The 9577-nt window shown below is 76.5% G+C and carries 13 protein-coding genes; 2 read left to right on the top strand and 11 right to left on the bottom strand.

The genetic code is table 11. The features are described 5' to 3' along the window. From ABEB16_RS07475 to serA, 7 genes are all read right to left on the bottom strand, one after another. Positions 1-787 (bottom strand): metal ABC transporter permease (locus ABEB16_RS07475; RefSeq protein WP_345711630.1); only part of this gene is annotated, 787 nt, incomplete at its 3' end. 14 nt (positions 788-801) lie between these two features. Next, a complete protein-coding gene (locus tag ABEB16_RS07470; RefSeq protein WP_345711629.1) occupies positions 802-1557 on the bottom strand; it encodes a metal ABC transporter ATP-binding protein in 756 nt (251 codons plus the stop codon). Further along, positions 1554-2507 (bottom strand): metal ABC transporter substrate-binding protein, encoded by a 954-nt coding sequence (locus ABEB16_RS07465; protein ID WP_345711628.1) that lies wholly within the window; start codon positions 2505-2507, stop codon positions 1554-1556. Before ABEB16_RS07465 ends, ABEB16_RS07470 begins: the two co-directional genes overlap by 4 nt. 9 nt (positions 2508-2516) lie before the next feature. Continuing rightward, entirely contained in the window at positions 2517-3086 is a 570-nt protein-coding gene (locus tag ABEB16_RS07460; protein WP_345711633.1) for a metallophosphoesterase family protein, read from the bottom strand. Positions 3087-3103: 17 nt separating this feature from the next. Continuing rightward, complete coding sequence (locus ABEB16_RS07455) at positions 3104-3661, bottom strand: class I SAM-dependent methyltransferase (protein WP_345711627.1); 558 nt, start codon at positions 3659-3661, stop codon at positions 3104-3106. Beyond that, the gene (locus ABEB16_RS07450) at positions 3658-4152 is read right to left on the bottom strand and encodes an SRPBCC family protein (RefSeq protein WP_345711626.1); all 495 of its coding nucleotides are present in this window, start codon (positions 4150-4152) and stop codon (positions 3658-3660) included. The genes ABEB16_RS07455 and ABEB16_RS07450 overlap by 4 nt, the downstream gene beginning before the upstream one ends. Positions 4153-4251: 99 nt before the next feature. Then, the gene (serA, locus tag ABEB16_RS07445) at positions 4252-5484 is read right to left on the bottom strand and encodes a phosphoglycerate dehydrogenase (protein ID WP_345711632.1); all 1233 of its coding nucleotides are present in this window, start codon (positions 5482-5484) and stop codon (positions 4252-4254) included. A 129-nt stretch (positions 5485-5613) separates the two neighbouring features. Here serA and ABEB16_RS07440 point away from each other — a divergent pair, with 129 nt between their 5' ends. Beyond that, on the top strand, positions 5614-6438 hold the full coding sequence (locus tag ABEB16_RS07440; protein ID WP_345711625.1) for a transglutaminase-like domain-containing protein: 825 nt from the start codon (positions 5614-5616) through the stop codon (positions 6436-6438). 37 nt (positions 6439-6475) lie between these two features. On the opposite strand, the gene ABEB16_RS07435 is transcribed toward ABEB16_RS07440, so the two are convergent. Then, entirely contained in the window at positions 6476-6862 is a 387-nt protein-coding gene (locus tag ABEB16_RS07435; RefSeq protein ID WP_345711624.1) for a TraR/DksA family transcriptional regulator, read from the bottom strand. 139 nt (positions 6863-7001) lie between these two features. Between ABEB16_RS07435 and ABEB16_RS07430 the strand changes: the two genes are divergently transcribed. Next, positions 7002-7457, top strand: coding sequence for a pilus assembly protein CpaE (locus ABEB16_RS07430; RefSeq protein ID WP_345711623.1), 456 nt, complete (start codon positions 7002-7004; stop codon positions 7455-7457). Positions 7458-7476: 19 nt separating this feature from the next. On the opposite strand, the gene ABEB16_RS07425 is transcribed toward ABEB16_RS07430, so the two are convergent. The 3 genes from ABEB16_RS07425 to ABEB16_RS07415 form a co-directional block, all read right to left on the bottom strand. Then, positions 7477-8406: a PAC2 family protein gene (locus ABEB16_RS07425; protein ID WP_425560130.1), complete on the bottom strand. Its 930-nt coding sequence runs from the start codon at positions 8404-8406 to the stop codon at positions 7477-7479. A 65-nt stretch (positions 8407-8471) separates the two neighbouring features. Beyond that, complete coding sequence (gene nrdR / locus ABEB16_RS07420; protein WP_345711622.1) at positions 8472-8939, bottom strand: transcriptional regulator NrdR; 468 nt, start codon at positions 8937-8939, stop codon at positions 8472-8474. A 253-nt stretch (positions 8940-9192) separates the two neighbouring features. Continuing rightward, positions 9193-9577: LysM peptidoglycan-binding domain-containing protein (locus ABEB16_RS07415; protein WP_345711621.1), on the bottom strand; the 385-nt coding region annotated here is incomplete at its 5' end.

Genomic DNA, 9577 nt, shown 5'->3' with positions numbered 1-9577 from the left:
GGTGCGCCAGCGCGAACAGCACGCCCTGGGTGAGCACCACCATCCCCCCCGAGGAGGTGTCGGTGTAGTAGCTGGTGTGGATGCCGACGACGGCGGCCAGCAGCGCCAGCGCCGGGGCCAGCCACAGCATCCGCCAGAACCTGTCGGTGAGCAGCCGGGCCGTGGCCCCCGGCGTGATGAGCATCGCCACCACGAGCACCACGCCGACGGCCTGCAGCGCCACGACCGTCGTCAGCGCCAGCAGCCCCAGCAGCAGCGCGCCCAGGCGCCTCGGGGAGATGCCGATCGCGTGGGCGTGGGCGGGGTCGAAGGCGTACAGCAGCAGGTCCCGGCGCTTGAGCAGCAGCACCGCCAGGGTGAGCGCGCCGATGACGAGCACCTGTGCGAGGTCCGCCGGGCCGGCGCCCAGCAGGTTGCCGAAGAGGATGTGCGACAGGTCCACCTGGCTGGGCGTCACCGACACCAGCACCAGCCCGAGCGCGAACAGCGTCGTGAACACCACCCCGATCGCCGCGTCCTCCTTGACGCGGCCGCCGTCGCGCACCAGGCCGATGAGGAGCACCGCCAGCCCTCCGAAGGCCAGCGCCCCCACCGCGAACGGGGCGCCCACCAGGTAGGCGAGCACCACGCCGGGCAGCACCGCGTGGGAGACGGCGTCGCCCATCAGCGACCAGCCGACGAGCACCAGCCAGCAGCTGAGCACCCCGCAGACCACCGCGGCCGTCGCGGTCACGACGAGGGCGCGCGCCAGGAACGGGTACGCCAGCGGCTCCAGCAGCAGGTCCAGCACTCTCGGGCTCCTCAGGTCAGCGCGCCGGTCGCGGGGGTGCGCCCCAGGACGTCCAGGCCGAAGGCGAGGGCCAGGTTCTCCGGGCGCAGCACCTCCGCCGGGGTGTCGTGCAGCAGCACGCGCCGGGCCAGCAGCACCGCCTCGGTGCACAGCTGCGGCAGCGCGTGCAGGTCGTGGGTGGAGATCAGCACCGTGCGGCCCTCGGCGGCCAGCTCCGCCAGCAGGGCGCTGATGGTGGCCTCCGAACGCTTGTCGACCCCCGCGAAGGGCTCGTCGAGCAGCAGCAGCGCGGCCTCCTGGGCGATGCCGCGCGCGACGAACGCCCGCTTGCGCTGCCCTCCCGACAGGGCGCCGATCTGCCGGCCGGCCAGCTCGGTGAGCCCGACCCGCTCCAGCGCGCTGTCCACGGCCTCGGTGTCGCGGCGGCGCGGGCGGCGGGTGGGCCCCTGGTGGCCGTGGCGGCCCATCATGACGACCTCGCGCACGCTCACCGGGAACGTCCAGTCCACGTCCTCGCCCTGCGGGACGTAGGCCAGGGCCTGGGCGCGCCGGGCCCGCAGCGGCGGGGCGCCCTGCACGAGGACGCGGCCGGACTCCGGGCGCACCAGGCCCGTGACCGCCTTGAGGAGGCTGGACTTGCCCGAGCCGTTCATCCCGACGAGCCCGCAGACCGCGCCCCGGCCCAGCCGCAGCGAGGCGCGCTCCAGCGCCAGGACGTCCCCGTAGCGGACGGTGACGTCCTGCACGTCGACGACCGGTGCGCTCACGGCGTCCTCCCCGTCAGGGCGTCGGCGATGACCCGCGTGTCGTGGCGCAGCAGGTCCAGGTAGGTGGGCACCGGGCCCTCGGGCCCGGAGAGGGAGTCGACGTACAGGGTGCCGCCGAACCGGGCTCCGGTGGCCTCCACGACGCGCTCCATGGGTTTGGCCGAGACGGTGGACTCGCAGAACGCCGCGGGCACGTCGCGCTCCTCGACGGCGTCGATGACGGCCGCCACCTGCCGGGGGGTGGCCTGCTGCTCGGCGTTGACGGCCCAGACGTACTCCTCGTCGAGGCCGGCATCGCGGGCCAGGTAGGAGAAGGCGCCCTCGCACGTCACCAGGACCCGGCGCCCGGCCGGCACCGCCTGCAGCCGGGCGGTCGTCTCCTCGTGCACGGCGGCCAGCTCGGCGCGGTACGCCTCGGCGTTGCGGGCGTAGTCCGCGGCGTGGGCCGGGTCCAGCTCCGCCAGCGCCCGGGCGATGGTGGCGACGTAGCGCTGCCCGAGGACGGGCGACATCCAGGCGTGCGGGTTGGCCTGCCCCTCGGCGGCGCCCGTGGCGACGGGCAGCGGCTCGATGCCCTCGCTGAGGACGACGTGCGGGACGTCGGCGTCGGCGATGAACTGCGCGAACCACGCCTCCAGACCGAGGCCGTTGTCCAGGACCAGGTCGGCACCGGCGGCGCGGCGCAGGTCGCCGGGGGTGGGCTCGTAGCCGTGGACCTCCGCACCGGGCTTCGTCAGGGACTCCACGCGCAGGTGGTCGCCGGCCACGACGCGCGTCATGTCGGCCAGCACGGTGAACGTGGTGAGCACCACCGGGCGCGGGTCCGGCGACGCCTCCGCGGCGCGGACCGCTGGGGCGCAGCCGGCGAGCGCGCACACCAGGGCCACGAGCACCGCGGGCGCACCGGCCGCCCAGCGGAGTTCTCCGCGGCGAACCCAGGTGTTCGGCATGCCGAAACACTAGCCCGCGGGGTGGGTGCCCGCATCCGGCCGCGTGCCCGGTGGTCGCCGCCCGGTGCGCGGCGGCAACCGGTGCAGCACCACGTCCGCCAGCCGCCCCCGGCGGGCCGTGGCGGTGAGGTAGGTGCAGTGCGGCTGCCGGCGCCGGTCCGTGGGCGAGCCCGGGTTCAGCAGCCGCAGCCCGCCCGGGGTCGTGGAGTCCCAGGGGATGTGCGAGTGCCCGAAGACGAGCACGTCGGGGCCGCCGTCGCCGGGTGCGCCGAAGCGCTCCTCGCAGCGGCGCTCGCGCCCCGCGGCGGCGCCCGTCTCGTGGACCACGGCCAGCCGGACCCCGCCCACCTCGGCGCGGGCGACCTCCGGCAGCCGCGCGCGCAGGGCCGGGCCGTCGTTGTTGCCGACCACCGCCACCAGCCGCCGCGCCCGCTCCGCCAGCGCGTCCAGCGCGGCCACCTCGACCCAGTCGCCGGCGTGCACGACGACGTCGGCCGCGTCCACCGCCGCCCACACCTGCGCGGGCAGGTCGCGGGCCCGCCGGGGCAGGTGGGTGTCGGCCAGCAGCAGCAGGCGCACCCCGCCCGCCGGCGCCGTCACGACGGCCTCCCGCCCGGGGACGACGCCGCGGCACCGACCCCGGTGCGGGCGGAGGCGCCGAAGCCACCGGGTCCGTCGCGGACCACCACGTCCGCGAACCCGGCACCGGCCAGCGCCACCGGCACCACCCCCAGCACCCGGCCGCGGTCGGTGGGCCCCGCCGGTCCCCACAGGACGTGCAGCACGCCACCGGGCCGCAGCACCCGGCGCAGGACGGCCAGCTCCGCACCGGCGTCGCGGACCCAGAAGAGGTTGACGTCCACGCAGAACGCCACGTCGAAAGAACCCGGCGGGTCGTCGAGACCGGCCAGCTCGCCCAGGCGCACCTCCAGCCGCCCCGCCGTCACGTGCGCCGCGGCGCGGGCGGCGGCGCGGCGCACGGCCACCGGCGAGCGGTCCAGCGCCACCAGCCGCCCGTCGGCCAGCCGCCCGCACACCAGCTCCGCCGCCACCCCGGGCCCGCAGCCGACCTCCAGCACCCGGTCGCCGGGGCGGGGGTCGACCACCCCCACCGCCCAGCGCGCCCGCGCGGCGCCCGGGGCCGGGGAGGTCACGGCTCCGGGACCGCGTACGCGCCCGCCAGGGCCGGGTGGTACTGCGCCCAGTCCTCGGGCAGCGGCTCCCCGGCGAGCGCGGCGGCGAGCCGGTCCAGGTAGTACTGCCACCCCGGCCCGAGCGAGGAGGCGTCGAAGGGTTCGGCGAGGTGGTGCACGAACCACAGCCGCGTCCCCGCACCGCTGCCCCGCAACGTCACCTCCAGCGGCCAGGCGCCCTCCGGGCCGTCCGTCGTCACCGCCAGGTGCCGCGGCGGCTCGCAGGCGGTGATGTCCACCCGCCCCGGCGCGGCGCCCTCCTCGGCGAGGGTCAGCTCCACCGATCCGGTGGTCGGATCGCCCGTCCACGTGCCGAACCAGGCCGCGAGGCGGCCGGGATCGGTGAGCGCCGCCCAGACGTCGGCCACGGGGTGGTCGAGGGAGCGGACGAACTCCAGGTGCACGCCGTCGGCGTCGCGCACCACCCGCCCCAGCGGTGTCGTCGCGGTCACGGTGACCCCCTTCCCGCCGCCGGGTCCGGCGCCCGGTGGCGGGCACAGGCTGCCAGCGGGCACCGACACCCGCCCGGGCGCCGGGCCGGCGGCCGCGCCTCAGGAGATGCGCCGCACCCGCACCGTCTCCGGCAGGGCCTCCAGCCGGCGCACCAGCTCGCCGTCGCAGTGCCCGGCGATGTCCGTCACGACGTAGCCGAGGTCGCCGCGGGTGGACAGCTGCTGGCCCTCGATGTTCACCGCAGCATCGGCCAGCACCCGGTTGATGCCCGCCAGCACCCCGGGCACGTTGTGGTGCAGGTGGGCCAGCCGCACCGTGCCGGTGCGCTCCTCCGACGCGAGGGAGGGCATGTTGACGCTGAGGGTCGTCGAGCCGTGCAGGGCGTAGTCGCGCAGCTTCGCCGCCACGAAGCGGCCGATGTCCTCCTGCGCCTCCTCCGTCGAACCACCCACGTGCGGGGTCAGGATGACGTTGGGCAGCCCGCGCAGCTGCGACTCGAAGGCCTCACCGCGCCCCTTGGGCTCGGTGGGGAAGACGTCGACGGCCGCACCGGCGAGGTGGCCGGAGACGATGTGGCGCCGCAGGGCGTCGTGGTCGACGACGAAGCCGCGGGAGAGGTTGAGGAAGATCGAACCCGGCCGCATCCGGGCGAACTCCTCCTCCCCGAAGAGGCCGGAGTTCCCCGCGCGGCCGTCCACGTGCAGGGTCACGACGTCGGCCACGTCGAGCACCTCGCCCAGGCTGCCGCAGCGGCGTGCGTTGCCCATGGCCAGCTTGTCCGCGCTGTCGTAGAAGAAGACGCTCATGCCCAGCGCCTCGGCCACCACCGACAGCTGCGAGCCGATGTTGCCGTAGCCGACGATGCCGAGGCGGCGGCCGCGCACCTCGTGGGCACCCACGGCGGACTTGTCCCACACGCCGTCGTGCATGAGGCGGTCCTTGACCGTCAGCCGCCGCGTGAGGGCGATGATCTCGGCCAGGGCCAGCTCCACGACGCTGCGCGTGTTGGAGTAGGGCGCGTTGAAGACCGCGACGCCGCGGGCGGCGGCCGCGAAGAGGTCGATCTGGTTGGTGCCGATGCAGAACGCGCCGATCGCCTCGAGGTCGCGCGCGGTCTCGAGCACCGACTCCGAGACGTGCGTCGTGGAGCGGATCCCCAGCAGCTGCACGCCCGGCAGGCGCTGCGCGAGCTCCGCCTCGCCGAGGGCCCCCGTGGCGGTCTCCACCTCCCAGCCCGCCTCGGACAGCAGGGTGCGGGCGTCGGGGTGGATGTTCTCCAGCAGCAGGGCGCGGCGGCGCCCACCCGTGACGGCGGCCGCATCCTGCGGCAGGGGCGCGACGGTCTCGACGGCGTGCGGGGGCACGGGTCCTCCTCCTGGACGGCGGGACCCCCATCCTCCCGCACCGGCGAGGGTGCTCGGGAGGCGGCGCAGCTGCACCTCGTGCCTCACACTCGTCCCATGAGCCCCACCGATCCCTTCGGCACCGCCGTGCGCGCCTCGCTCGTGCTCTCCGCCCGCACCCGCGTCGAGTGCGCCCTGCAGGTCGCCGTCGCACGCCGCCGGGGCGTGGAGGTCCTCGAGGAGTCCCTGGCGGTCACCCGGGAGGGCGAACCGGTGGAGCTGCTGGAGGACGTCGACCGGCTCGGCGGGCGGCTGCACGCCTTCTCCGCCGGCAAGGGCACCACCAGGGTCGACTACAGCGCCCGGGTGCGGGTGGACCCGGGCGCGGCCGACACCGCCCTGACGCCGCGCGAGCGCTGGCAGTTCACCCGTCCCAGCCGCTACTGCGAGTCCGACCGGCTCGCCGCCGTCGCCGCCGCGGAGTTCGTCGGCACCGACCGCGCCGAGCTGCCGGCCGCCGTGACCGCGTGGGTCCACGAGCGCCTCGACTACGTCAGCGGTTCCAGCGACCCCACCGACGGCGCCGTGGACACCCTGCTGGCCGGGCAGGGGGTGTGCCGCGACCACGCCCACCTCGTCGTGGCGCTGCTGCGCGCCCTCGACGTCCCGGCGCGCCTCGTCGCCGTCTACGCCCCCGGGCTGGAGCCGATGGACTTCCACGCCGTCGTGGAGGCCGCACCCGACGACCGCTGGCAGCTGCAGGACGCCACCCGGCTCGCGCCCCGGGCCTCGCTGCTGCGCATCTCCACCGGCCGCGACGCCGCCGACACCGCGTTCCTGTCGAACACCGGCATCACGACGCTGGAGGAGATGGAGGTCCTCGCCGTCGCCGAGGGCGACCTGCCCGCCGAGGAGCCGGCAGCGCTGGTGCGGCTGGCCTGAGCCGGCGCGCGAGGCCGGCCGGCTCCCCGGCGCCGGGTCAGGCGCCGGCCACGTCCCCGGCGCCGATGCGGGTGCCCGCCAGGTAGGCGTCCTCCTCCTCGGCGAGGTAGAGGGCGTCCGGGCGCGCCTCCAGCCGCTCGGCCGGGATCGGCCTGCCGGACACCACCGACGTGCCGTACGTGCCGTCGGCGACCCGCTGCAGCGCGGCGTCCACGTCCTCGATGCGGCGGCGGGCCGCGGCCACCAGGGCCGCGGTCTCCTCGGCGATCTGCTCGTGCGCCGCGGCGTCCCCGGTGTCCCCGCCCCCCTCCGGCCCGTCGTCGGGCGTCGTGCCGCCCTCGCGGCGCGCCTCGATGCCCGCGATGTCCTCCTCGAGCTGGGCTCGCAGCTGATGCAGCCGGTCGCGGGCGGTGTCGACGTCCATCTGTCCTCCTGGGTGGTCGGTCGGATCGGTCGCGGTGATCGCTCGGATCGCCCTCCTATGCCTACCCCGTCCCCGCTCCCGGCGCGCGGGGGCCCGGGCGCGAGGTGCGCCGGCGGGGCACCGGGGTCATGCTGGATCGGTGATCTCCGTCGATCTGGCCCAGGACCTCAAGCGCGCCGGTCTGCGCTGGCGCCCCGCCGCCGGTGACCGCTTCGTCCTGCCCGGCCGCGACATGGACGAGGACGTCTTCACGCTGGCGGAGATGACCGTCGAGGTCCACGACCACCCCTCCGGCCGCGTGATCGGCTTCAACGGCACGACCGAGTGGGCCCTGGACAGCGTCGACGAGCCGGACGCGCTGTGGATGCCGGCCGAGCACCAGCTGCGCGAGCTGCTCGGGGAGCGCTTCACCCGGCTGGAGCGGCGCGACGTGGGAACGGGTCAGCTCTTCCGCGTCATCGTGCTCGACGAGCACGGCGGGGAGGTCTTCGAGGACGCCGACGCCGCCTGCGCCTACGCCAGGGCGCTGCTGCGGCAGCTGCGCGGCAGCTCGCGCCCCAGCGACGACGAGCGCGCCTCCTCCACGGCCGCCTGAGGCCGCCGGCTCGCGGGCCTCAGGCCTCCTCGGCGTCGCCCTCCTCGTCGTTGCGGGCCAGGAAGCGCTCGAACTCGGCCCCGAGCTCCTCGGCCGTGGGCAGCGGGCCGCCCCCGGCGACGAGGGGCCCGTCGACGTCGGCGGCGCGGGCGTCGTGGTCCTCCTCCAGCGCCCGCACCACCGCGGCGGCCTCCGGGGAGCCCGCGACCTGCGCGTCCACCTCCACCCGGGTGGAGGCCGCCGCGACGAGCAGCCCGTCGACGGGCAGGTCCAGCCCCGCGGCGCCGCCGAGCGTGCGCAGCAACGCGGCCGCGGCGTCGGGGTACTCGCTGCCGGCGAGGTAGTGGGGCACGTGCGCCACCAGCGAGACCACCGCCCGGCCGGCCTCCGCGCCGCGCAGGTGCAGCAGGGCGGTGGCGTGGCCGGGCACCTGCGCCTCCACGGCCCACGTCCGCAGCCCCGCCAGCAGCTCCGGGCGGCTGGCGCTCGCCGTCACCCCCGTGGGGCGGGTGTGCGGCACGGCGGTGGGCGCCGCGGTCAGCACGAGGGTCCGCTCCACCCCGAAGCGGTCGGCCAGCTGCCAGCACGCCGCCGTGAACCGCTCCCACTGCACGTCGGGCTCGGGGCCGGTGAGCAGCAGGAACGAGCTGCCCTGCGCGTCGCTGACGCGCTGCAGCACCAGGCTGGGGGCGTCGTAGGACGTCCACCGGTCGGTGGCGAACGTCATGGGCGGCCTGCGGGCCCGGTAGTCGTGCAGCTGGTCGACGTCGAAGGTCGCCAGGAGCTCCGTGGGCAGCTCCGCGAGCAGGTGCTCCACGGCCAGGCGCGTGCCGGCACCGGCGTCGACGAAACCGGACAGCGCCACCACCAGCGGGGGTTCGACCAGCGGCACCGCCTCCGGGCCGGTGGCGGTGGCTTCGATGCGGTAGAGGTCGGCCGGGTCCTGCACCCCGCCATCCTCCCACCGCGACCACGGCGGGATCGCACCGCCGGGCGCCGCGGGCCGGGCGCGGGTCAGGGGGCGCTGAGGGTGGAGCCGCGTTCGCGGCGGAGCCGGCCGATGGCCTCCTCGAAGTCGGCCAGGGAGTCGAAGGCCTGGTAGACCGACGCGAAACGCAGGTAGGCCACCTCGTCGAGCTCGCGCAGGAACGGCAGGATCGCCAGACCGACCTGGTGGGCGTCCACCTCGGCCGCCCCCCGGTCGCGGACGGCCTCCTCGACGCGCTGGGCCAGCAGGGCGAGGTCGTCACCGCTCACCGGCCGGCCCTGGCACGCCTTGCGGACACCGCTGATGATCTTCTCGCGGCTGAAGGGCTCGGCCGCGCCGGAGCGCTTGACGACCGTCAGGCTGGCGGTCTCCGTGGTGGAGAAGCGGCGGTTGCACGCCGGGCACAGCCGCCGCCTGCGGATGGTGCTGCCGTCGTCGGTCGTGCGCGAGTCCACCACGCGCGAATCGCGGTGGCGGCAGAACGGGCAGTGCATTCCGGAGCCTCCCGGGTCGCCGTCGGCCGCGCGGCGGCCGGCAGCCGATGCCCCCGTCGCGACGGTCGCACCCCGGGAACCTGCTGGACCCGGGGCCACGGGAGCCGGTGCGCCTGGCGGACCGGGTACGGGACCAGCGGCGACCACTACATCGTGGTTCGCACCGTAGGCGTCGCTCCGGGCGCGCGCAAGGACGGCCGGCACGACCGCCCGAACGGCCGCACCCCGCTGCCGGGCCGGGGACACCGTCGGCTCAGCGTGCCGGCAGGACCAGGCGCTGCCCGGCGCGCAGGCGGGAGTCCGCCATGCCGTTGAGGCGGCGGATCTCCGCGACCACCTCCCGCCAGTCGGCATCGGGCCGCACCTGCGAGGCGATGCCGGACAACGTCTGCCCGGGCAGGACCGTGACGACCCGCGGTGGCGGCACGGGCGCGGTGGCGGCGGGGGTCGCGGTGGCCGCCGGGGTGGCCAGGGCGACCAGCGCGGCCACCAGGGAGGCCAGCAGCGCGCTGCTCGCGCAGGTCACGACGAGCCGCCCCCGCCTGGTCAGCCGCAGGGGTGCCCGCCGGGGCGCGGGACGGGTGGCGCGGACCGACCGCCCCGGCCGGGTGCCGGGCGCCGGGTGCGGCACCCGGAGG

The organism is Kineococcus glutinatus (assembly GCF_039542765.1).
Classification (GTDB): Bacteria; Actinomycetota; Actinomycetes; order Actinomycetales; family Kineococcaceae; genus Kineococcus_A; species Kineococcus_A glutinatus.
This window is presented reverse-complemented; position numbering and strand designations above follow the sequence as displayed.

What these genes read in the sequence shown, in the direction of transcription:
- ABEB16_RS07465 (WP_345711628.1), bottom strand. Translation starts at nt 2,507, where the DNA reads ATGCCGAACACCTGGGTTCGCCGCGGAGAACTCCGCTGGGCGGCCGGT.
- ABEB16_RS07440 (WP_345711625.1), top strand. Translation starts at nt 5,614, where the DNA reads ATGAGCCCCACCGATCCCTTCGGCACCGCCGTGCGCGCCTCGCTCGTG.
- ABEB16_RS07435 (WP_345711624.1), bottom strand. Translation starts at nt 6,862, where the DNA reads ATGGACGTCGACACCGCCCGCGACCGGCTGCATCAGCTGCGAGCCCAG.
- nrdR (WP_345711622.1), bottom strand. Translation starts at nt 8,939, where the DNA reads ATGCACTGCCCGTTCTGCCGCCACCGCGATTCGCGCGTGGTGGACTCG.